This is a genomic window from Rhizobium mesoamericanum STM3625 (genome assembly GCF_000312665.1).
GTDB classification, from domain to species: domain Bacteria; phylum Pseudomonadota; class Alphaproteobacteria; order Rhizobiales; family Rhizobiaceae; genus Rhizobium; species Rhizobium mesoamericanum.
Map to the genome: position 1 here is coordinate 3,472,220 of NZ_HF536772.1, position 21,949 is coordinate 3,494,168.

Below are 21,949 nucleotides of genomic sequence, written 5' to 3' on the forward strand. Positions count from 1 at the left end.
CTCCTGTCCAGCTGCGGTCAGTGCTGCGGCGCAGCCTGACGACGGGCGCGAAGCATGGCCCAGATTCCCAGCAGTACCATCGGCGTGGATAGCACCATACCCATGGTGAGCCAGTTGGTGCCCAGCAGGTAGCCAAGCTGGGCATCCGGTTCACGGAAGAACTCAACGAAAATGCGGGACAGTGCATAGCCGCAGACGAAAACGCCGGTGACGAAGCCAGGGGTTTTCAGGGCGCGGAATCGATAGATCAGCAGTGCCAGAACGAGAAGGAGGACAATGCCCTCCAGGCCTGCCTCGTAGAGCTGGCTGGGGTGGCGAACAAAGTCACCGCCCGGGCAGTAGCCGTTGGTCTTCTCGATGTATTGGTTGCAGAATACCATACCCCACGGCACGTCGGTCAAGCGGCCCCAAAGCTCGCCATTGATGAAGTTTGCGATACGGCCGCAGAATAGGCCGATCGGAACGACGGCTGCAACGATGTCGAACAGGCTCCAGATCGGTATGCTGTTGCGACGTGCGAAGATGATCATCGCGATGGTCGTGCCGGTCAGTCCACCATGGAATGACATGCCGCCGTTCCATATCTGGATCGCCCGGACAGGGCGCTCTATAACGGCCGCCAGGTCGTAGAACAGGATATACCCGATGCGCCCGCCGAGAACGATGCCGAGAGCCACCCAGATGATGAAATCGTCGAGTTGCAGCTTGGTGATAGGGGAAACCTCGCCTGGCCACAGCTTGCTGTTTCCGGCGATCTGACGCGCATAGTACCATCCGAGCATGATGCCGGCGACATAAGCGAGTCCGTACCAGTGAACTGAGAGTGGGCCGAGCGAAAAGGCGATCGGGTCGATCTCGGGGAACGGCATGGCCGCCATGAGATTGGTAACTACAGGCAAGGTTTTCCCATTCGGTGGCGCAAGCCCGACGGCATGGTCTCGGGCATCTGACGCGGTTCAGTTCAAGGCGTCCTTTGAGACTTTCTGAAGGCGCGCCAAACTCGATGTGCCGCGGAAGATGGCGCCCGGAGCAAAATCGGTCAAGTCGATTATTGGCGATCGGGAGCCGACGGGCGGTCTTATCCAGAGCAAACCGCTTGCATCCTCCCCGGCGAAGCCCTACCTCATTCACGAGGGGCCGAAGTGGCCCTAACTGGTCGACAGCAAAGGGAGAAAACCGCCATGACGACTGGAGCAAACCGCATCATGGACGAGTTCGCCAAGCTGATGACGGATGCGGCCGGCGCCGCCCAGGGCGTGCGCAAGGAGATCGAAACCGCCTTCAATGCACAGGCAGAGCGCTGGCTGAATACGCTCGATATCGTCAAGCGCGAAGAGTTCGAGGTCGTGCGCGAAATGGCGATCAAGGCGCGCGATGAAAATGATGCACTGCTTGCCCGTATCGCAGCCCTTGAAGAGAAGCTTGCTGCCAAAGGCAAGTAATTCCCGTTGTGAGACAAGCCGCGGTGTGACCTTTAAGAGACACGCCGCGGCCGCGACCTAAAAACCCGATGCCGTTATCCACCTGTGGACACTGCCAAAAAGATCAATGGGCAGAGTCATTTAAACCCTCCTTCTGAATCTAAACCCGAAAAGCTTTCCACAGTGCCGTTCCCTAAAACGGCTGTGAGGGGCTGGCGTGTCGCCGGCCCCGTTATACACTGATTTTAAATGATGATTCGAAGCAGTTGGTAAGCTCCAGGCAGGTTTGACGGCGTTAAGTCTGGAAGCGGTTCAACGGTCATCAGGGTTGGTGGTTCCGGCTGTTGCGTGTGTTCTCCTTGTGTCTCGTTGACGAAGTTGGTTCGCATTCACTCCGGTCAAGAAGGTGCTGCATGAGCCTCATGGAATTGGAAGTCGAGCGTCAGTCGAACCCGGTCGATATGATCGAGTACGTCGCCGCCAATAACGACTGGTCTTTCGAGCGGTCGGGCGATGACGAGATCGCGATGACGGTTGAAGGGAAGTGGGCGGACTACCACGTTTCCTTTTCCTGGATGGAAGAGTTCGAGGCGCTGCACCTGGGCTGCGCCTTCGATGTCAAGGTTCCCGAACAGCGTGTCAACGAAGTCACCAAGCTCCTGGCCGCCATCAACGGTCAGGTCCTGATGGGACACTTCGATCTGTGGCGCCAGGAAGATGTCATCATCTTCCGCCAGTCGCTGCTGCTTGCCGGCGGTGCCGAGCCGACCAATCGACAGGTCGAGGTTCTCCTGGCTAGTGCACTCGACACGTGCGAGGCGTATTATCAGGCCTTCCAGTTCGTAATCTGGTCGGGCATGGATGCGAACCGTGCCATGGAAGCGGTTCTCTTCGAAACCGTCGGCGAGGCGTAAATGTCATCCGCAGCTAAAGGACCTATCGTTCTCATCGGTGCCGGCAATATGGGGGGGGCCATGCTCTCCGGCTGGCTGAAGAGCGGCGAGGCCGGTTCTTCTATCGTGGTCATCGATCCCGGCCCGTCGGACCAGATGCTGAAGACGATCAATGATGCCGGCGTGACCCATGTCACCTCGGCTCCGGCCGGATTGACGGCCGGCGTTCTATTCCTCGCGGTCAAGCCGCAGGTAATGGATGCCGTGCTGCCGCCGGTCAAGGCAACAGTGGGGCCGGAGACCGTCGTTGTTTCGGTTGCTGCCGGCAAGACGTTGTCGTTCCTTGAAAAGCATCTGGGCGAGGCTGCAATGGTACGCGCCATGCCGAACACCCCAGCCATGGTCGGTCGAGGCGTTACGGGTGCATTCGCCAATGCCCGCGTGAGCGATGCGCAGCGCGAGCAAGTCCACTCTCTGCTACGCGTATCGGGTCCGGTCGAATGGGTTCCAACCGAAGCCGACATCGATGCCGTCACGGCCCTGTCGGGAAGCGGGCCGGCTTATGTGTTTTATCTCGTCGAGTGTATGGCAGAGGCAGGCCGTAAACTCGGCTTGCAGGCGGACCTTGCCATGCGCCTTGCACGGGAAACAGTCGCGGGGGCTGGTGAGCTTTTGCACCAGTCCCCCGACGAAGCCTCGCGGCTGCGCCAAAACGTAACGTCTCCGGGCGGGACGACGGCTGCCGCGCTTGCCGTGCTCATGGCCGAAGATGCGATGCAGCCGCTTTTCGACAAGGCCCTTGCCGCAGCACGCAGGCGCGCCGAAGAGCTTGCCGGCTAAGGATATCAAGAGCATGGCTGAGGAAATCACCTATGCCGACTTCGAGCGTGTCGATATCCGTGTCGGTACGATTGTTGAGGCAAGTCCGTTCCCGGAAGCGCGCAAGCCAGCCTTCAAGCTGTTGATCGACTTCGGGCCGGAGATCGGCCTCAAGAAGTCGTCGGCACAGATCACGGTGCACTATACGCCCGAGAGCCTTGTCGGCCGGCAGGTTCTTGGCGTGGTGAATTTCCCGCCACGACAGATTGGTCCGGTGCGCTCCGAGGTCCTGACGCTTGGATTCGAGGACGAGGCGGGTGCCATCGTTCTTGCGGCAACGGACAAGCCGGTGGCGAATGGCAAGAAGCTGATGTGATCAGTGGATCTCGCGCGACAGCGGGTCGGTCAGCTTGAAATCGTGGAATATGGCTTCGAAGCCGCCGCGTTTAGGCGAGCAGAACGCAGGGCCGACAGCCACCTCCGCAAATGCGGGATCGAACCACGCAAGACGGGCCATACGCCAGCTCTCCATGCGCCCTGTTCGATATTGAATGAACAGAGCATCGCCGTTCCTCGTCACCCGCACGCACATGCGTTCGAATGTGTGGTCTAACCGAAAGGCTGACCAGTCAGAATTTCCATTGGTCACGACGACGCTGAAATGCATTGCACCATCGGTGTATTCAATACCGCATTTCATCCAATGGGTCGTGTCTGCGCGAACCATCATGCCCGCCTGGTCGTAAAGCTCCTGATAACGTCCGGAGAAGGACACTTCGGCGGTGAAGTCGCCTTGTCTTGGCTGATGCAGGAAATGGCCATTGTCACGATGAAAGCCGTAATAGGTTGCCTGCCAGAAATCGGTTTCGGGCCCGGATGAGACATGCAGTTCGCCGTCGCGGGGTTCACAGCGAGGCGGCGGATTAAACCATGTCATTCGAGTGATATCGATGGTCATTTGTCCTCACGCGGGCAGGCGGACGGTCGCTCGCAGCCCGCCAAGCGGGCTGTCGCCGAGCGTGACGTTGCCGCCGTGGCTCCGGGCAATATCGCGCGCAATGGCGAGCCCGAGGCCGGTGCCTGAGGCATCGAGATTTCGCGCCTCGTCGAGCCGGAAGAAAGGCTTGAAGACATCCTCGCGGTTCTTTTCGGGAATGCCGGGACCGTCATCATCAAAGGTGACCGTTAGCCACTTGGCGCTATGCTTGGCGTTAATGTCGAGGGTGTTGGCGTAGCGGCGCGCATTCGAGGCAAGGTTGGTCACAAGACGCGTGAAAGCGTTCGGACGCACCGAAATACCATCCGCTCCTTCGATAGAGTAGGTCAGCGTCTTGCCTTCATGCAGTTCGAAATCGGCCTCCAGCCTTGCAAAGAGCTCGCTGAGCTTCATCTCGCCGACATCCTCTTCGATCTCGCTTCGAGCAAACGCCATATAGGCTTCCAACATCGATTGCATGTCATTGACGTCGTCGTTCATGCCCTGCAGATCAGGATTATCGCCAGCCAGAGCCAGCTGCAGCTTGAAGCGGGTCAGGATCGTGCGCAGATCGTGGCTCACGCCAGTCAGCATCGCAGTGCGCTGCTCGATCTGACGCTCGATGCGCTCTCGCATCAAAATGAAGGCGAGGCCCGCGCGGCGAACTTCGTCGGCGCCACGCGGATGGAAATTGTCGGCCTTTTGCCCCTTGCCGAAGCTCTCGGCAGCATTCGCAAGCGCAAGTATGGGTCGGATCTGCCCGCGTAGGAAAAGGATCGATATGCCGATCAGCACCAGCGAGGCGCCGACCATCCAGACGATAAAGATGTGCGTGTTGGAGGCGTAGGTCGAACTGCGCCTTGCCAAAACGCGAAGGATTTTATCCTCGAGTTTGATGCGGATCTCGACAATGTTGGAATCACCCACCGTATCGATCCAGAAAGGGCGTTTGACCTGGTCGCTGATCTCGTCGCTCAGGATCCCGTCGAGGATGGAGAAAAACGGCTTTGTACGCGGTGGCGGGAGATCTCCGTCCGGTTCGATGGATATCTGCAGGCCCATCTGGTCGCGTGCGATCCGAGTAACCTCGCTATAATCCGTGTCTTGCGGATAGGTCTCGATAATCTGAATGATCGCGGCAATGTCACGGGTGACGGCAGCCGAGAGGCGCTGCGTCACCATCTGCCAGTGGCGTTCCATGAACACGGCGGCGACGACGGACTGCAATAGCACCATCGGGATGATAATGATCAGCAGCGAGCGGACGTAGAGGCCGGTCGGCAGATAGAGCCGCAATCTGCGCAACATCCATCGCCAGCCGCGGGCGGGCGAGCGGTCGTCGCGCCGAAGAGAGTCGAATGTCACCATTTGGCCGCTGATCCCGGGGTTGCGACTGTCAATCGATGCTCAGCCGGTATCCTATACCACGAACCGTCTGCAGCCAGACCGGATTTGCGGGATCGTCCTCGATCTTGCGTCGCAGACGATTGATCTGCACATCGATGGTGCGCTCGCCGACATCGACGTCGTTGCCGATGAGCTCATGCCGCGGAATAGTATCGCCGGCGCGCTTGGCAAATAGCAGCATGATCTCCTGCTCGCGATCCGTCAGCCGGACGACCTCGGAGGCCTTCTTCAACTCCTTGCGTGTCAGCGAGAAGGTATATGGTCCGAACATCACCTGCTCGATCTTCGGTGCATCGTTCGAGACATTGCGGCGCAGGATGTTGTTGACGCGCAGCACGAGTTCGCGCGGATCGAAGGGTTTGGCCAGATAGTCGTCCGCGCCAGCCTCCAGCCCAGCGATGCGGCTGCCCGATTCCGCCAAGGCCGTCAGCATGATGATCGGTACATTCTTGATCGTGCGCAGACCCTTGGTCACTTCGATGCCTGAATCGCCCGGCATCATGACATCCATGATGATGAGGTCGTAATCCAGGCCGGCCAGCTTGCGTTGGGCTTCCGCGCCATCGGCGGCGGTCGTCACCCTGAAGCCGTTCTCCGTCAAATAACGGTTGAGCAGAGCGCGAATGCGCGTGTCGTCATCCACAACAAGCAAGTGCGCAGCGTCGTCTGAAATCACTGTCTTTGTCGCCATTCAATCTGCTTTCGCGTTTTGTCTGTTCCGCATACCCCTCAGGAAGGCCTTTATTCCCTCCCGAACCTCTGGAGAAGCCCCGTCGAATGCTCTCTCGATACGGCGCGATTGTGGCTCTGCCAGAGCAAGAGCAAGCTCGCGCCCCATCTTGGTCGGATAGAGCTTGCGCTGTCGCCTATCCTCGGGCCCCGCAATCTGACGAATATACCCCGAATCGATGAGTTGTTTGAGCACTCTTGCAAGACTCTGCTTGGTTATCTTCAACGTATCCAGCAGATCGGCAACCGTCATGCCCGGGTTGCGGTTAACAAAGTGAACGACGCGGTGGTGGGCCCGCCCGAAACCGATCTCCGCAAGAATGGCGTCGGGATCGGAAACGAAGTCACGATAGGAAAAGAACAGGAGCTCGATGATCTCGAAATCGATGGTTTCGGTATTTTCCATCCGCATCTTCAGCGCTTCGGGCTTGCCCGCCTTCGGGCTCGTCTGGCGTGCCAATTTGGAATTTCCTTTCTTGTTGCGCACCTTGCGGGAAGGAAGGTTTTCAAAAATATGCCAACATGACTGACGTATCTTCGCCGTTCCTAGCTTCCCCATGCAATGCAAAGCCGGAAGAGGGGCGCCACTTTTTCGGTAAATTCGGCCTGACTTCGCAAACTTCACTACGTGGGTGATTTCCTCTACGTCAGTGGATAAAACGTATTGGGGACAACAATCAACAGCAATGGCGAGCGGGCGCGGGAGGAGTGCCAAATGGCTTCGGTGCCCTTGATCAACGAATGGCGAAATCTGGTAATGGTGCGTCCCTTACGTGGAAAGACGCAAAGATCCATGTGTTGACCCAAACGCTGCATGCGCGCGCTGCTCCAAGCCAAGCGCCTATGGTGACCGGGTCTTCAAGCTGACGGCATGAGCGAGGGCACAAGTCAGCTGAGATTTGCGGCTTCAAGGTACCGTGTTCGGTTGCCGAACTGGATGCAGCGGCGATCGAGCTCCTGAAGCGCCAGGATTTTTTTGATGCCGATGCCCGCCAGATCGCAAGGGGTGGCAGCGAGATGATGAGCGGACATCGCTCGATCTGCGGCAGATGTGATGCGCGTTTCGGAAATCGGTCCCCATACGTTCACGCCGGCGGTGATAAGCGAGCCGCGCTGATCAATGACTCCGTGAAGATGCGTGCCCGACTGCCGCAGCGGCCGCCTAACCTTGTTTGCGGGCGCAGGCGCGGCCGGGCTTGTTGAGAACGTCCGGCCGCCTTCCCATCGAAGCTCGTTACCTCGCGCGAGCGGCTACCGCGCCGACGATGGTCGACAGGATGCCGCCGCCAATCAAGCCGCCGATACCATCGGCAACGAGGCCGGTCATTGCGGCTTCTCCACCGACCATGCTGAGCAGCATGCCGCCTCCGATGCCGCCGATCGCGCCGACGATCGTTCGAGCAACGGCATTGATTGCAACCTGCTTCAGTGCACCGCTTGCGACATTGCCGCCAACGGCGCCTGCTATCACTTGTGTGATGATGGGCAACAAGGCTTCCACGATTTCCCTCCTTCGCGTTTCCTCAAAACGCTTTGCTGGACGATCTAAAGGATCGCCAGCCATACAGGCGATCCGACGTCCGACCGGGAGCGGGGATATCGTCTGGGTTTCAGTATATTATCATGATTGAATGTAAAGTGAAATGGAGAGCAACCCACGCGTGAAGATTTTCCATGCTGCGGTCGGAGAAAAAAGGCGCCCGTGGGCGCCTTTTCCATAGTTTTCATGGTCTTCAGTTGTAGACGTAAACGATGCGGCGAGTACCGGGATCCACAAGGACCGGCCGATCGTTGATGCGGACATATCGATATTGATAGTCCGGAATTTCCTGGAACGTTACGTCCTCCGGCACGGCTGCGCCGACGACGACATCACCGCGGAGGCGGACGGTGTGGGCCGGATTGGTTTGAACATAGGTCGTAACGGTTTCTGGCGGGCTGATCGCTTCGACAGAACCAACAGGGCCGAGCAATTCGTCACCAGGGGCCGGATCGGCGGGAGCGATACTTGAGGTCGTTTCATAGGTTACGACAGGAACGCCAAGGTCGGCTTGGTGCTGCTCGACGATGACGCGGTTGCCGGCCTGCTCGACCTGCAGATACTGCGCATAGACCCAGCCGCGCACGCCGTTGACGTTAACGCGGCACCAACGGCTTCCCTGCACGCAGCCATCCAGCATTGCCTGCGAACCGCGCGTCGCTATTGCGATGGAAGGATACTGCGGCCCGGGGCCGGCACGAACATTCAGATCGTTGATGGCCGTGGCAACCATCTCTGCCTGGGCAAAACCGGCGCTTGCCACGACGATCGCGCCAGCCAGGAACAGATTTCGCTTCAAGGTCATCTCGTTTCTCCTTGTCTTGTACAGGCAGGTAACGTTTGGTTGATGGCGATGTTCCGGCGCGCTAGGTCTCGCCGGTAAACGAATTGTATCAATGTGTTAAATTCAAACTGGACCGGTGTCGAAGTCTCTGCGCGGGCATTGACAGGCCCTCTCTGACGCTGCCTTCGATAAATCTCGGGCTGTGCCTGCCGCGGTTTCGGACTATAGGGACGAAAGGATATAGAGAAGCGAGGCAATCATGGGCATGCTCCAGGCCGGAATTATCCCGGTCACACCCTTTCAGCAGAACTGCACGATCCTCTTCGACGCCGAGACGAAGGAAGGCGTGGTGGTCGATCCTGGCGGCGATGTGCCGACGATCCTGGAGGCCATAAAATCGAATGGTTTCAACATCAAGGAAATCTGGCTGACGCACGGCCATCTTGACCACGCGGGCGGTGCGAAGGAACTCAAAGAGGCTTTGGGTGTCGATGTCGTCGGCCCGAACGAGGACGATCTTCCTCTGCTGCAGCGCATCGAGGTGCAGTCGCAGAAATACGGCCTGCCGCCCGGCATGCAGAACGTCGTTCCCGACCGCTGGCTAAAGGATGGCGACAAGGTTTCGTTCGGTAATCACGAATTCGAGGTCTACCACACGCCGGGGCACGCGCCCGGCCACGTAATCTATTTCAATCGCCCGCAGAACTTCGCTCATCTGGGGGACGTGCTCTTTAGCGGCTCCATTGGTCGGACAGACCTACCGGGCGGGAACCACCAGCAACTGCTCGAATCCATTCGCGACAAGGTCTTGCCGTTAGGAGATGACGTCGGCTTCATTTGCGGGCACGGACCAGGCGGCCGGATCGGCGACGAGCGGCGCACCAATCCCTTCCTACGGGGCATCTGAGCCAGCACGCAAAGCAAAAGCGCCGCTGAAACGCGGCGCTTGATGATTGATCATCCGCTGAGGTGATTAGCCGGCGTTGCAGAAGTGGCTGCGACCGTCGTTGCCGATGAAGGTGCCGCTGCGCGGATCAAACGACCGGTAGCGATAGGAACAATAGCGTTCCCACTGCGGAGTCCAAGGCTCGATATCGGCAACCGGACGATAGTAGCGGGGCGGGGGGGCGCGATAGACCGGGACGGCGTCGTATTCTTCCTGCTCATAGACCGGCGGGTCGATGTAGCGCGGCTCGTCATAACGCGGTGCGCTGGCAATGGCAGAGCCGACGATCAGGCCCGTTGCAAGGCCGACTGCGCCGCCGACAAGCGCGTCGTTGCTATGGTGGTGGTGGTGCCAATCGCCTGCTGATGCAACGCCGATCGATGATACCGTGAGGGCTGCAGCGGTTGCCGTCATTAAGAGCGTTTTCGCAAGCCTGTTCATTTGTCTTTCCCTGTTTAAACCGATTCCGGTTCTGCACCTTGATGATGGCAAGGTAAGGGCTGTGAGGTGAATGCAGGCTGAATGACAAAACCCGGCATCGCTGCCGGGCTTCAACTCGAATTGACAGCGTTGGCTGGAGGCTCAGCCTGCAATCTGCAGGTTGACAGCCTTAGGGCCCTTGCCGCGGCGGTCCGGCTCCGTGTCGAAGCTAACCTTCTGATTCTCCGTCAGTCCGGCCAAGCCAGAAGCCTGAACGGCAGAAATGTGAACAAAGATATCGGCGCCGCCCTTGTCAGGCTTGATGAAGCCAAAACCTTTGTCGGTGTTGAAGAATTTTACAGTGCCAGTCTCGGCCATGCGTCAGGTCCTTTTATCTCCGCCCGCCATCCACACGGGCAGCATCACTGATATTGCCTCCTCGCGGAGACGTTGGCAGGCAATTATTGAAATGTGAGAAAAAGGTCCCCTCTAGCACAACCGCGCTCGACACGAGACTAACGCTCGCTTTCACCGAACTGGTTGACCGGAATATTAGCGTCTCCGGCGCGCACATTCTCAAGGACTTCCCATGCTCGCAAAATGCCCGAACACGGTAAGAGTGCTGCGATTATTGGATTTTGGCAAGCAAAAGTTTTTTAACGCCTCCGTGTCGGCAGGCGCCTAGAAGCGACATTTTTGGGCGGTTCGCGCAAAATTTTGGTCGTCTGCCGCTCCAGATTAACGCTTTATATCGTTGGCAATATAGTTTGGGAGCAGATTTTGCCAAAAATGCAACGCTAGCGCGACTGCGCAAATGCTAAAGTTTTTTTCGCTTTTTCATATTAACCCAAATTTGGGCTCGGTTTCAGTCTGCCTGACGTGCGACGGCGTGCTATTTCGGGCACGACCTCAACCAGAAGCATAGCCGTGAACATCAACGCGCAGCCGGCGTAGCCGAGCGGCGGCATCGTTTCATTCAGGAGAAGGGCGCCAAGTGCGGCGCCGAACAGCGCTTCAGAGGACAGGAAGATGGCTGCCTGCGACGGGGTCGTGTAGCGCTGGCCGATGATCTGCAGTGAAAAGGCGACACCCGAAGAGAACAGGCCGACATAGAGGATCTCGGGGGCCGCTGCCCATACTGCCTCCCAGCTGATCGGTTCCGCAACGATGGCAACAGCAAGCGCACAGGTGGCCGTCACCGCAAACTGGGCGGTTGAAAGTGCAAGCGGACGACCGGTTTTTGAGACCGTGGTGCCTGCCAGAGTGATTTGCCCGGCCCAGAAGACAGCGCACACGACCGTCAGCAGATCGCCGGTCGTCAGGGCCGAGAGTTGACCGCCTGACAGCAAGTAGATGCCGGATAAGGCCATGATCGCACCCGGCCAGATGATCCAATGTGGAGAGCGGCGGAGGAAGATGACGGCAATCAAAGGTACGATCACGACATAGAGCCCGGTGATGAAACTCGAATTCGTCACGGTTGTCGTCTGCAGGCCGATCTGCTGGGTGGCGGCACCGCCAAACAGCGCCAGACCGGTCAGGAGATAAAGCTTGAGGTGGCGTGGCGCGGTGTTGGCGGGCGCCCGTCGTGCCTCGACAAGCATGAACGGCAGAACCGCCACGGCCGCGATCATGAAGCGCAGTCCGATGAACCAGAACGGGCCGATCGCTTTCATCGCCGTCGACTGTGCGACAAAGCCGCCACCCCAGATGGCGGCTGCGAGCAACAGAAGGAGGTTCGCCTGAATACGCGTCATTTCTTCCTCGGTGCGGGAGCGGGAGAGTGTGGCCGAGCGTTAGCAGCTGCCTTTGGTTTGGGCAAGCTGAAGAATGTCGCTACTGCGCTTGCGCCTGAGAGCAAAACGATGACAACGAAAGCCGACCTCCCGGCTCCACTTCAGCCACTATTGGCAGGCGCTCGGGATACTCTGAGCAGCGCACCATCGTCTTCATCGGTCAGGATCAGCAGGGCGCCGTCGGGTGCGACGACCACATCACGCATGCGGCCATAGGAGCCATCGAATATCCGCTCCTCGGCGACGAAGGCGCCGCTCTCATCGCGCTGCATTCTGGAAAGCAGCTGGAATTTCAGAGCCGCGACGAGGAAGTTGCCATCCCATTCAGGGAACATCTTACCGTGGTAAATGGCCAATGCGCCCGGCGCTATGGACGGGTCCCAATAGTAGAGTGGTTGCTCAAGCCCTTCCTTGGCGGTGCCTTCGCCGATCTCGGCACCGGAATAGTCACGCCCATAGGTTATGATTGGCCAGCCATAGTTCTTGCCAGGCTCTATGTGGTTGATCTCGTCACCGCCCCGGGCGCCGTGCTCCACGGTGTACAGTTTGCCGTCGGCGGAATCGAAAGCGATGCCCTGCGGATTGCGATGACCCTTCGACCAAATCTCCGGAAGCGCCTTGACGCCATCCTTGAAGGGATTGTCATCTGGAATGGTGCCATCCGCGTTGATGTGGATGATGGAGCCGGCGTCGTCCTTCCAATCCTGGGCGCGGTCCCTGTCGCCTTGGTCGCCAATGCTGATGAACAACGAGCCGTCTTTGGCAAAGGCGATGCGGGAACCATACTGGATATTGCCATTGGAGAAGCGCTTCATCGCAAAGATGGATCTGACGTCGTTAAGCCTTGTTAAGTCCTGCGAAAGCGTCGCGCTGAAGGCCTCTGTGCCCGAGCCGCCCTTGGCCACGGTCGCAGCGGTGAGAAATATCTTGCGGCTTGTTGTAAAATCGGGCGCAAGTGCGACGTCCATCAAGCCTCCCTGGCCGCGGGCATTGACAACAGGGACACCGGCGATAGGAGCCGAGAGCTTGCCATCGCGAAAGATCCGCAATCGTCCCGATCGTTCGGTGACGAGATAGGAACCATCGGGAAGAACCTCGACAGCCCATGGGTGCTCAAGCCCAGTGGCAACGACATCGACTTGAACCTCGACGGTTTTCGTCTTGACGCTATCGGCAGAAAAGCTCGGGGAGGCGGCCAAGACCGCGGTTGCAAGGAATCCGAATTGAAGCCTTGAAGGTGTCGTCATGATCCATCCCGGTGTCTGTCTTGACCAACGTGGAGCGTTGGACGCCTGCTTCAACCTCATTCCGCTCGCAATAACGGCTTTGTGTTTGTCGACGAAACCGCGCCGGTCGGTTGCAGATCGACGAGGTCCGCTTCGACGAGATGGCGCAAGCGGGCTTCGTTCCTTCGGGCCGAAAGGCCTCAAGGTCGCGAGCACCGGATGGCGACCTTGCGTTGCTGTACCGATCCCGCTTTCATCTCATCGCACATTACCGCCTGGCGCGGCGCTTGCCCTCGGTCGAGAAGTCGGCCCAGGCTAAAGCTCGGTATCTTCTTCGCGGCGTTCGGCAGCAAAGGCCCGCTTCGGAGGAATGTGCGACAGTTGCGCCTTGGCTTTGATGAAGAGCCCGTCGGCGATGAGTGCCGTTCCGTACAGCGCCAGCGCGGCGATGCATACAGCAATGATCTTCTCGACGATGGAAAGACGCGGCAAAATGCGACCACCTTGCTTCACACTCGCCACGTCATGAGCGGTTGCCGCGGCCATCGCCATGGAGAGCTCGAGGTAGGTCGGAAGCGGACCGAATTCGTCCCGGTCCTGATCTCGGTCTACCATTCTCGAGCTAGCGGGCGTCATATACAGTTCCCGCGAAGATGCCACGCACGCGTCGCCGCCAGACGGCAAGCCCACTTGCGGCAGTCAGTGCGGCCAGCAGCGTGACGATGCCGCGCAGGATCTGGTCGTCAGCGCGTGTCGCAGTTTGCGGCCATTTCATCGAGGTGGATGTCTGGGCAATCACCTCTGCCGCTGTCGCTGTCGGCGCGGCGGCCGTATGCGAGGCTGCCAGCTGCACGAACATGTGCCGGGATTGCCCATCCTCGGCGTAAACCGTCGTGACGAGCCCCAACGTCATAAGGATCGACGCGGCAAAAGAGAAAAATGCGACCAGTAATGTGATGGTTACGCGACTGACGCGAAGGCGCCTTACGACAAACTCGTCTTCCACAAACATGGGTATGCCCTCAATAACCAATGTCGGATGCAACAAAATACGCTTCCGATCTCGGCGCGCTCGCGACCGAATTGCGGCATGCCCCGGCATTTGTTGCGGCCAATTCGTGGCAAAGGCGGAAAATGGCGAAGTTTTTGATTTCAGTGCGTAAATCCGCCTGTCTTCAGAAACTGATTCAACTCCTTCGCAAAATGATTCAGCGGGTCAAGCGGGCGATGTCGCGAATCGGCAATCGCATGTGCTGACCGATCACGAAGAATCATTGGCACCATCACGCCTTTGAGCTTGAAATGCCTGCGCACATTGGACATAGAGCTTAGCGCAGAATTCCGGTCCCGGCTTTCTGCCCAAATCAACCGTATAGGACCGATATCATGGCCTTTCTTGCCGATGCTCTTTCCCGTGTGAAGCCTTCAGCCACCATCGCCGTTTCCCAGAAAGCGCGCGAGCTGAAAGCAAAAGGACGCGATGTGATCGGCCTCGGTGCCGGCGAGCCGGATTTCGACACGCCAGACAATATCAAGAAGGCGGCCATCGACGCGATTAACCGCGGCGAGACGAAGTACACGCCGATCTCCGGTATCCCTGAGCTGCGCAAGGCAATTGCCGCGAAGTTCAAACGCGAGAACGGCCTGGAGTACTCCTGGGAGCAGACAATCGTCGGCACCGGTGGCAAGCAGATCCTGTTCAACGCTTTCATGGCAACGCTGAACCCGGGCGACGAAGTCGTCATCCCGGCGCCGTACTGGGTGTCCTACCCGGAAATGGTGTCGCTGTGCGGCGGCACTCCCGTCATCGTCTCGGCGACGCAGGAGAATAACTTCAAGCTCCAGGCCGCCGATCTCGACAAGGCGATTACGCCGAAGACGAAGTGGTTCGTCTTCAACTCGCCGTCCAACCCGTCTGGTGCTGCCTATACGCACGATGAGCTGAAGGCCCTGACGGACGTGTTGCTCAAGCATCCTCATGTCTGGGTGCTGACCGACGACATGTACGAGCATCTGACCTATGGCGACTTCAAGTTCGTCACGCCTGTGGAAGTCGAGCCGAAGCTCTACGACCGCACCCTGACGATGAACGGGGTCTCCAAGGCCTATGCCATGACCGGCTGGCGTATCGGTTACGCTGCCGGCCCGCTGCAGCTCATCAAGGCGATGGACATGATCCAGGGCCAGCAGACCTCGGGTGCGACGTCAATCGCCCAGTGGGCTGCCGTCGAAGCGCTGAACGGCACGCAGGATTTCATTCCTGTGAACAAGAAGATCTTCGAAGGCCGTCGCGACCTCGTCGTATCGATGCTGAACCAGGCCAAGGGCATTACGTGCCCGTCGCCGGAAGGTGCCTTCTACGTCTATCCGTCCTGCGCCGGCTTGATCGGGAAGACCGCGCCGTCAGGCAAGGTTATCGAGACGGACGAAGATTTTGTCTCGGAACTCCTGGAAAGCGAAGGTGTCGCTGTCGTTCATGGCTCGGCATTCGGCCTCGGACCGAACTTCCGCATCTCATACGCGACCTCGGAAGCTCTGCTCGAGGAAGCCTGCAAGCGCATTCAGCGCTTCTGCGCTGCCTGCAAGTAAGTCTCGGATCCCACGTATTGCTGAACAAGAGGCCCGCCGGAAATGAACTGACCCCGTAAATTTGGACAGTTGATGGGCTAAGATAATAGGGACTGAGTTCTGTATTGGACAGGGCTCAGTCCTTTCAGTTTGAGCTTGATGCGGTGGTGATTGTCGTAGTGGATGTAGTCGGCGATGCCGTCATCCAGGCTCTGGATGCTTTCGAAGCGATTAGCATAGAAGAGCTCGGATTTGAGGGTGGCGAAGAAGCTTTCGATCGCCGCGTTGTCGAGGCAGTTGCCTTTGCGTGACATACTCTGGGCGATGCCGCGTTTTTGGAGCAGGCGCTGGTAGGGGGCATCTGGTAATGCCATCCCTGGTCGGAATGCAGGATCGGGCGTTCGTTCTTTTTCAGCCGGTTCAAGGCCTTGCTCAACATGCCTTCCACCAGCTTGAAGACCGGCCTTCTGGCGGTTTCGAAGGCGATAATCTCCCCGTTGCATAGGTCCATAACCGGTGAGAGGTAGAGCTTCTCGCCGGCCACGTTAAACTCGGTGATGTCAGTGACCCATTTCTGATTGATCGCCCCTGCGGTGAACTGCCGTTTGATGAGATCGGGGGCGATGCGCCCGACGTCATCCTTGTAGGAGCGGTATTTCTTCGGCCGCATCAGCGATTTCAATCCCATCTCGACCATCAGGCGCTGGACCGTCTTGTGATTGGCCGTATGTCCGAGCTGGCGGATTGCCGCCGTTATCCGGCGATAGCCATAGCGGCCCTTGTGAGTATGGAAGACGGCCTTGATTCGGTCCTTCATTGCAGCATGCTTGTCGCAAAGCGCCGACACCTTTTGCCGATAATAAAACGTGCTGCGGGAAAGGCCCGAAAGCTTCAGCAACCCGTCAAGCGGATAGAAAGGCCTTAACGCTTGGACGACTTGCGCTTTTTGAGCGCTGGTTGCTTCCGCGTTAAGGCCTCGAGTTTTTTTAGGTAGGCGTTCTCCATGCGCAGAGAGTTCAGCTCCGCCAGCAGTTCTTCGCGGCTTTTTGCTTCGTCACTGTGCGAAGCTTGGGGCTGTTTTGAGATCGGCGGCTCGGGCATTGATCGGGGCCTTCCTTTGCGACGCGGGCTCAAGGCGTCGATTCCGCCAGTCTTATGGCGTCGCTCCCAATCCACCACGCTACCCTTATTGCGAATGTCGAACAGCGCCGCAGTCTGGCGGTAGGAGAGCCCATCCTCCCACATCCGCTGGAGAACCGATAGCTTGAATGCTGCGTCGTAGTGGCTGAATTTCTTCGCGAGACCGGCAGCCCCGTGCGCCTCGTAGCTTGCTACCCATTTGCGAACCGTCGCATGGTCCACGCCGAAATGCACGCAGACTTCACGAGCGCTACGCCCGCCCTTCTCACAAAACTCCACAACTGAAAGCTTAAAAGCCAGGCTGTGTTTCGACATGCAAAACCCCCGAAGGTTGTTGTCCAACTTTCGGGGGTCAGTTCAGAAACGGCGGGTTTTTTGCAGGCGCGCAGTTCATTCTTCGCTAACAACTGTCGCCTATCTGTCGGCGCTACTTCTCTGACTCTGATGTTTTCGGGATCATGACCATCCATCTCGACCTGGCGACTGTTCTCCTGCTGCACCAATGTTCTTTCCTGGTCGGTGCTGTGTGCTTTGTTTACATGCGTCTCCAGTCGCGCAGTGGCGAAGGGTTGGGAGCGCTCGCGGCGGGTTACTTCTCGCTAGCGTTGGCTTCGGCGCTTGCTGGATTGGGAGAACAACATCTACTGTCGCTTCCTGTTTGGGGATTCGGCAGCGTTACCCTCGGCGTCGCCGGATACGCGCTGTTCTGGATCGGCATTCGCAGATTGAGCAGCGGCAAGTCGCGACCCATGGATTGGTGGGCTCTCGCCATTCCGGCCGTGGTGGCCGTCCTTGCCTTCGCAACGCAATTTCATGTCGTGAGCTATTTGCGTGGCAGTATCGGCAACGGCTTTGCGTTCGCGTCGCTTGCCGCCTCGGCATTCTGCATATTGCGAGATCGCGCATGCGAGCGATTGCCGGTGCGGTTCTTGCTTGCCGCCTTGATCGCGGTTGGCGCGCTATTGGCATTGCTTGTGATCGCGGGCCTTCTTGTTCCGAGCGTCGCACCAATGACACCGATTTGGGCGTTCTTTCTGCGCATTATGTGCCAGTTCGCAATTGCGCTGTTCATCATCATCCTGGTCACGGAACGGACCGAAGCAGAATTGCGGTGTGTCGCCGAAACGGACATGCTGACAGGCATCGGCAACAGGCGCTGGTTCATGTCGTCTTTGCCGCGCTCGATGATCGAGGGCGATGCGCTGTTGCTGATGGATCTCGATTTTTTCAAGCAGGTAAATGACCGCTTCGGTCATGATGCCGGCGACGCCGTTCTCGTGTCGTTTGCCGAAGCGATCAGTCGTAGTCTGCGGCCGGGCGACAGCTTCGGCCGATTGGGTGGAGAAGAGTTCGGGCTGTACCTGCCAAAGATGACTGCAAGCGAGGCGCTCGCGACGGCGCAGAGGCTGTGCGGTGTCGCACGTGGTCTCGTCGTCGAATGCGGCGGCGAGCGGATCTCGCTGACGGTGAGTATCGGCGTTGCTATCGCAGTCGACGACCAGCGCTCGCTGACAGACCTACTCAAGTTGGCCGATGCCGCCCTCTATGCAGCAAAGGATTCCGGGCGAGATCGTGCCGTTCTATTCGATCCAAGTCTACGCGCCGCTGCGTGAGGATCGGCTGCTACGGTGAGATTGTCAGAGGCCAAGTGCTGACAGCATCAGGAATGTTGCAAAGAGGATGAAATGCGTCATGCCCTCGATGGCGTTGGTTTCGCCGTCGTTGAGGTTGATCGCCGCCGCGATCAGCGTGATCGCCACCATCACTGTCTGGACGGGTGTCATGGCCATGATGAAAGGTTGGCCCGTATAGAGGGCGATCGCCTCCATCACCGGCACCGTGAGGATGACGGTCGATAGCGATGCGCCCATGGCGATGTTGACGGTCGCCTGCATGCGGTTGCCGAGCGCCGCCCGTAGAGCGGTCAGGATTTCGGGCGCTGCGGAAATTGCTGCAACGACGATGGCGGTCAGGGCGAGGGGAGCGTTAGTATCCCGCAGGCCTTCCGTCATGAAGTTGGACATGAACTCCGCAAGGAGGCCAATGATGACAACGCCGATCAGGATCGTCGCGATCGACGCGGCTGTCGAATCTTCCGTCGAGTGTTCCGCCGCATCGGACTTCTTCCGGTCGCTTCGAGGATAGGCATAGCTGAAGAAGTAGCTATGCTGACCGACCTGCATGCGCAGGAACAGGCCGTAGAGCGCGATCATCGCAACGATGGTGAAGGCGGAGTAGTAGTGCCATTTTGCGTCGGGCACGAATTCCGGGACGATCATCGAGATGCCCATGGCGGTCAGGATCATGACGCCGTAGGTCTTGCCCGAATTGTCGTTGTATGGCTGCTCGCCGTGCTTCAAGCCGCCGAGCAGGGCGGCAAGCCCAAGAATGCCGTTTACGTCGAGCATCAGGGCCGCGTAGATCGTGTCGCGAACGAGGGTTGGGGAGCCTTCGCCACTCATCATGATCGCAAGGATGATCACTTCTACGGCAACGGCCGACAGCGTCAGGATCATCGTCCCGTAGGGGTCGCCGACCTTGATTGCCAGAATCTCCGCATGGTGGGCAACGCGAACGGAGGCAACGACGATGGTCGCGACGAGTGCTGCCGCCGCTGTCAGCGATATGGCGCGGCCCATCTCAAGAACCGTGTGTTCCGAGAGATACGCAACAAGGGCGACGAGCGTTGCCAGCACCAGGAACATTTCGCCCTTCAGGCGCGACACGATTTGCACGAAAAGCTCCACTGTTGAATCATCACGCCAGTCTAAAGCCGTGATTTCACATAGCAAGCGAACGCGGGTGGAGCGTCCGTTTGCAGTCTTGCAGATTTAATGGAATACTACCCCATCGGTCAGCCGGAAGCATATCGCGGCGCCCACTCGTCTCTTGCAACGCGGCCCGCGCAGAACTGGATGCAATCCGGTTAGTGTTCGGGCGCGAACAAGAAGAGGAGTGAGATGCATGGTCAAGGTGGTCTACGAGGTCGTTCCTCACGACGGGGGCTGGGCCTACCGGTTGGGCGGTGTTTATTCCGAAGCATTCCCCACACACTCCGAAGCGCTCGAAGCAGCCCGTATCGTTGCGGCCGAACAGCAGGTTGGCGGCGATTCCGCTGAAATCAGCTGGCAGGATGACAAGGGCAAATGGCATGAGGAGTATGCCGAAGGCGGAGACCGGCCGGAGACCGAGGTTGTCGATGGCACCTGGAAAAGCCATTCCAGCGAAGCCTCGCCGCGCGCATGAGCATGGTCGATCATCGTCGATGATCAGCCCGGGCGCTTCCGCGCGGTTCCTCTCACATAATTCGTCAGGCCGCCCACGAGGGCGTCGAACGTGACGCGGTAGCGGCGTGCGGTCTTGATCGCTTCATGCATGACGACCCAGGTGTCGAGCGGTATCCGGAAACACTCCGGCAGGACTGGCAACAGATCAGGGTCTCGTGCCGCAATTCCCATTTGGCAAATTCCGATACCCAAGCCGGCGCGAATTGCCGCGATTTGCGCGTGCGCATTCTCACTCTTGAAAGCGAAGGCTATTCCGTCCGGCAATGGAAAGCGCGCCATCATTGTCCTGATGTAGGCGCTCTGCCGGTCAAAGCCGACAAGACGGTGTCGGGCGAGGTCGGTCATCTCCTGTGGCATTCCGTATTGCTCGAGGTACCGACGGTGGGCGTGAAAGCAAAGCGGTATCGCCCCGATGCGGCGGCCGATCAGCTGGTCCTGGACTGGTTTTGCCATTCTAACGGCAATATCTGCCTCCCGGCTGAGGAGGTCCTCGATGGCGTCTGATGCCGAGAGCTCTATTTTGAGTTCAGGATGGGCTGCCATCAGTGGTTCGAGGATCGGCGGCAACACTTCGACCCCGATGACCTCGCTGGCACTTATCCGCACGGTACCGGCAACCCGATCGCGATGTCCCGAAGCGGTTCTTAGCAGGGCGGCAGATGTTGCGGCGAGCGTTCGGGCATAGGGTTCCAATTCAGCGGCCGCATCGGTGGGTAGGAGACCGTTTGGCGAGCGGACGAAGAGCCTCGAACCGATCGCTCCCTCAAGCGCATCGATATGCCGTCCGACAGTCGGCTGTGTTAAGCCCAGTTCACGTGCCGCTGCCGAAAGCGATCCGTGGTCCAGCACGGCCAACAGCGTTCGGTAGAAATGCCAGTCCGGTTCCTTCTTCATACATTTATGTATATCGGCGCCACGAACGTCGTCAATTTTGTTTATGTAAACACGTAGGCATGATTGGCTCAGTTCAAACTGACGGAGATCATCATGACAAGACAGAACGGACAGACGGCCCTGGTGCTCGGGGCAACGGGCGGGATCGGAGGGGAGGTTGCTCGCAAACTCGCCGCGCGCGGCTGGCGCGTGAGGGCGCTGAACCGAGATGCTGCAAAGGCCCGCGCAAAAGCGCCCGAGTTCGATTGGGTCCAAGGCGACGCGATGAACGCCAGCGATCTCATGACCGCGGCGCAAGGTGTCAGCCTTATCGTTCATGCCGTTAATCCGCCGGGTTACCGCGACTGGGAAAAGCTCGTTCTTCCAATGCTCGACAACACCATTGCAGCCGCGCGTTCGGTCGGTGCGCGCGTTGTTCTGCCAGGCACGGTTTATAATTTCGGACCGGATGCCTTTCCGGTTCTCAGAGAAGACAGCCCGCAACATCCCGTGACGAAGAAGGGAGCAATCCGCGTCGAAATGGAAAGACGGCTGGAGCTTGCCTCGCGCACCGGCGTGCGGGTCATTATCGTTCGTGCCGGCGATTTCTTTGGGCCCGGGGCTGCAAGCAGCTGGTTCTCGCAAGGTATGGTTACGGCGGGAAAGCCGCTCGCCACCGTCAGGAATCCGGCACGGCGTGGTGTCGGGCACCAATGGGCCTATCTGCCTGATGTTGCAGAAACGATGATCCGTCTTATCGAATGCGGCGACCGTCTTTCATCGTTTGCCACCTATCACATGGACGGATTTTGGGACGCCGATGGTTCTCAGATGCTGGCTGCGATCAAACGGGTCGCCAATCTCCCGGTAAAAGCGAAAGTCTTTCCCTGGTGGATGGTGCCGCTCGCTGCCCCGTTCGTTACCTTCATGCGCGAGCTGAAGGAGATGCGCTATCTCTGGCAGGAGCCGCTGCGGATGTCGAATGAACGGTTGGTCGCTGAACTCGGCAGCGAACCGCACACGCCTATCGACGAGGCCGTTTTCACGTCTTTGGTCTCGCTTGGCTGCCTGCCGACTGCCCAAGACACCGAGGCACGCCTCCCGGTCAAAGCGGATCACTAGAC

Annotated in this window: 24 protein-coding genes and 2 pseudogenes; 10 read left to right on the forward strand and 16 right to left on the reverse strand. The window is 58.6% G+C overall.

What is annotated here, in order from left to right:
* Positions 1-17: 17 nt before the first annotated feature.
* Positions 18-899, reverse strand: a complete 882-nt coding sequence (gene lgt, locus BN77_RS17005) for a prolipoprotein diacylglyceryl transferase (protein ID WP_208856442.1) — start codon at positions 897-899, stop codon at positions 18-20.
* A 282-nt stretch (positions 900-1,181) separates the two neighbouring features.
* Here lgt and BN77_RS17010 point away from each other — a divergent pair, with 282 nt between their 5' ends.
* From BN77_RS17010 to BN77_RS17025, 4 genes are all read left to right on the forward strand, one after another.
* Positions 1,182-1,442: an accessory factor UbiK family protein gene (locus tag BN77_RS17010; protein ID WP_007534115.1), complete on the forward strand. Its 261-nt coding sequence runs from the start codon at positions 1,182-1,184 to the stop codon at positions 1,440-1,442.
* Positions 1,443-1,834: 392 nt separating this feature from the next.
* The gene (locus tag BN77_RS17015; RefSeq protein WP_007534116.1) at positions 1,835-2,335 is read left to right on the forward strand and encodes a type III secretion system chaperone family protein; all 501 of its coding nucleotides are present in this window, start codon (positions 1,835-1,837) and stop codon (positions 2,333-2,335) included.
* A complete protein-coding gene (proC, locus tag BN77_RS17020) occupies positions 2,336-3,154 on the forward strand; it encodes a pyrroline-5-carboxylate reductase (protein WP_040677318.1) in 819 nt (272 codons plus the stop codon).
* 13 nt (positions 3,155-3,167) lie between these two features.
* Entirely contained in the window at positions 3,168-3,509 is a 342-nt protein-coding gene (locus BN77_RS17025) for a tRNA-binding protein (RefSeq protein WP_007534119.1), read from the forward strand.
* Here the strand turns inward: BN77_RS17025 and BN77_RS17030 are convergent, their stop codons facing one another.
* From BN77_RS17030 to BN77_RS17055, 6 genes are all read right to left on the reverse strand, one after another.
* Positions 3,510-4,091, reverse strand: a complete 582-nt coding sequence (locus BN77_RS17030) for a DUF1349 domain-containing protein (protein ID WP_007534120.1) — start codon at positions 4,089-4,091, stop codon at positions 3,510-3,512.
* A gap of 6 nt (positions 4,092-4,097) precedes the next feature.
* On the reverse strand, positions 4,098-5,477 hold the full coding sequence (locus BN77_RS17035) for an ATP-binding protein (RefSeq protein ID WP_007534122.1): 1,380 nt from the start codon (positions 5,475-5,477) through the stop codon (positions 4,098-4,100).
* Between the two features lie 28 nt (positions 5,478-5,505).
* Complete coding sequence (locus BN77_RS17040; RefSeq protein WP_007534124.1) at positions 5,506-6,207, reverse strand: response regulator; 702 nt, start codon at positions 6,205-6,207, stop codon at positions 5,506-5,508.
* The gene (locus tag BN77_RS17045; RefSeq protein WP_007534125.1) at positions 6,208-6,705 is read right to left on the reverse strand and encodes a MarR family winged helix-turn-helix transcriptional regulator; all 498 of its coding nucleotides are present in this window, start codon (positions 6,703-6,705) and stop codon (positions 6,208-6,210) included.
* Between the two features lie 774 nt (positions 6,706-7,479).
* Positions 7,480-7,746, reverse strand: a complete 267-nt coding sequence (locus BN77_RS17050; protein WP_007534126.1) for a hypothetical protein — start codon at positions 7,744-7,746, stop codon at positions 7,480-7,482.
* Between the two features lie 232 nt (positions 7,747-7,978).
* Entirely contained in the window at positions 7,979-8,590 is a 612-nt protein-coding gene (locus tag BN77_RS17055) for a DUF1236 domain-containing protein (protein ID WP_007534127.1), read from the reverse strand.
* A 238-nt stretch (positions 8,591-8,828) separates the two neighbouring features.
* Here BN77_RS17055 and BN77_RS17060 point away from each other — a divergent pair, with 238 nt between their 5' ends.
* On the forward strand, positions 8,829-9,476 hold the full coding sequence (locus BN77_RS17060; RefSeq protein WP_007534128.1) for an MBL fold metallo-hydrolase: 648 nt from the start codon (positions 8,829-8,831) through the stop codon (positions 9,474-9,476).
* Positions 9,477-9,542: 66 nt separating this feature from the next.
* Here the strand turns inward: BN77_RS17060 and BN77_RS17065 are convergent, their stop codons facing one another.
* From BN77_RS17065 to BN77_RS34845, 6 genes and pseudogenes are all read right to left on the reverse strand, one after another.
* Positions 9,543-9,956: a BA14K family protein gene (locus BN77_RS17065; protein ID WP_007534129.1), complete on the reverse strand. Its 414-nt coding sequence runs from the start codon at positions 9,954-9,956 to the stop codon at positions 9,543-9,545.
* A gap of 141 nt (positions 9,957-10,097) precedes the next feature.
* A complete protein-coding gene (locus BN77_RS17070) occupies positions 10,098-10,313 on the reverse strand; it encodes a cold-shock protein (protein ID WP_007534130.1) in 216 nt (71 codons plus the stop codon).
* A 464-nt stretch (positions 10,314-10,777) separates the two neighbouring features.
* Positions 10,778-11,692, reverse strand: a complete 915-nt coding sequence (locus BN77_RS17075; RefSeq protein ID WP_007534131.1) for a DMT family transporter — start codon at positions 11,690-11,692, stop codon at positions 10,778-10,780.
* Positions 11,693-11,832: 140 nt separating this feature from the next.
* Positions 11,833-12,978 carry a PQQ-dependent sugar dehydrogenase gene (locus BN77_RS17080; RefSeq protein ID WP_007534132.1) on the reverse strand — a complete coding sequence of 382 codons (1,146 nt, stop codon included), beginning with the start codon at positions 12,976-12,978 and terminating at the stop codon, positions 11,833-11,835.
* Between the two features lie 294 nt (positions 12,979-13,272).
* Positions 13,273-13,509, reverse strand: a complete 237-nt coding sequence (locus BN77_RS35875; protein ID WP_425280218.1) for a sortase — start codon at positions 13,507-13,509, stop codon at positions 13,273-13,275.
* A 70-nt stretch (positions 13,510-13,579) separates the two neighbouring features.
* A pseudogene (locus tag BN77_RS34845) lies at positions 13,580-13,798 on the reverse strand (hypothetical protein); the annotation flags it as partial.
* 191 nt (positions 13,799-13,989) lie between these two features.
* Here BN77_RS34845 and BN77_RS33555 point away from each other — a divergent pair.
* Positions 13,990-14,214, forward strand: coding sequence for a hypothetical protein (locus BN77_RS33555; protein WP_157224462.1), 225 nt, complete (start codon positions 13,990-13,992; stop codon positions 14,212-14,214).
* Between the two features lie 129 nt (positions 14,215-14,343).
* Positions 14,344-15,546, forward strand: a complete 1,203-nt coding sequence (locus tag BN77_RS17095; RefSeq protein WP_007534140.1) for a pyridoxal phosphate-dependent aminotransferase — start codon at positions 14,344-14,346, stop codon at positions 15,544-15,546.
* Positions 15,547-15,623: 77 nt separating this feature from the next.
* Here BN77_RS17095 and BN77_RS33255 read toward each other — a convergent pair.
* Positions 15,624-16,980 (reverse strand): annotated as a pseudogene (locus BN77_RS33255) (IS3 family transposase).
* A gap of 143 nt (positions 16,981-17,123) precedes the next feature.
* On the opposite strand from BN77_RS33255, the gene BN77_RS17110 reads away from it, so the two are divergent.
* Positions 17,124-18,278: a GGDEF domain-containing protein gene (locus BN77_RS17110; RefSeq protein WP_007534145.1), complete on the forward strand. Its 1,155-nt coding sequence runs from the start codon at positions 17,124-17,126 to the stop codon at positions 18,276-18,278.
* Positions 18,279-18,302: 24 nt separating this feature from the next.
* On the opposite strand, the gene BN77_RS17115 is transcribed toward BN77_RS17110, so the two are convergent.
* The gene (locus BN77_RS17115) at positions 18,303-19,400 is read right to left on the reverse strand and encodes a calcium:cation antiporter (protein WP_007534147.1); all 1,098 of its coding nucleotides are present in this window, start codon (positions 19,398-19,400) and stop codon (positions 18,303-18,305) included.
* 229 nt (positions 19,401-19,629) lie between these two features.
* Between BN77_RS17115 and BN77_RS17120 the strand changes: the two genes are divergently transcribed.
* Positions 19,630-19,911: a DUF2188 domain-containing protein gene (locus BN77_RS17120; RefSeq protein ID WP_007534149.1), complete on the forward strand. Its 282-nt coding sequence runs from the start codon at positions 19,630-19,632 to the stop codon at positions 19,909-19,911.
* 23 nt (positions 19,912-19,934) lie between these two features.
* On the opposite strand, the gene BN77_RS17125 is transcribed toward BN77_RS17120, so the two are convergent.
* On the reverse strand, positions 19,935-20,846 hold the full coding sequence (locus BN77_RS17125) for a LysR family transcriptional regulator (protein WP_007534152.1): 912 nt from the start codon (positions 20,844-20,846) through the stop codon (positions 19,935-19,937).
* A 93-nt stretch (positions 20,847-20,939) separates the two neighbouring features.
* Between BN77_RS17125 and BN77_RS17130 the strand changes: the two genes are divergently transcribed.
* Entirely contained in the window at positions 20,940-21,947 is a 1,008-nt protein-coding gene (locus tag BN77_RS17130) for an SDR family NAD(P)-dependent oxidoreductase (protein WP_007534155.1), read from the forward strand.
* Positions 21,948-21,949: the final 2 nt, after the last annotated feature.